The organism is Tamlana crocina (assembly GCF_012037625.1).
Genome location: NZ_JAAVJS010000385.1, coordinates 1 through 393 on the forward strand (window position 1 = coordinate 1; position 393 = coordinate 393).

Annotated in this window: 1 protein-coding gene; it reads right to left on the bottom strand. The window is 46.1% G+C overall.

Annotated features, from left to right (window positions below; genetic code table 11):
- Positions 1–368, bottom strand: a 368-nt coding sequence (locus HC176_RS17245; protein WP_209309781.1) for a choice-of-anchor J domain-containing protein, incomplete at its 3' end; no start/stop codon positions are given.
- Positions 369–393: the final 25 nt, after the last annotated feature.

Genomic DNA, 393 nt, shown 5'->3' on the forward strand with positions numbered 1-393 from the left:
GCTGCAGAAAGGATCTGCCATTCGGCACTTAGAAGACTTTCTTCAGTCCCATCCCAGTCGGTGGAGATAAGAACTTCCATAAAGCTTCCGTTTGCGAAACTGGTGGACGTTTTAAAGCTGAGGATTTCTCCTGTGTTTGTATTAAAATTCATTTGTGGGGTAATTAACCAGCTGATGCTTCTCACATCCCCGGATCCTGCAGGCCTCATCCGCACCGATCTGCCCAAAGAGGCATTGGCTCCGGTTGCAGTGTAAGCCTCCCAGGGCTTGGAACCTTCCTGAACAATATTCTTCCATCCCTTTCCAGCAACGGGTTTGTTATTCTTTTGGGAAATAAAATCATCTTCGAACAAGATCTTATTTCCCATTTTTGATGCCTTTCCGCAGTTGACT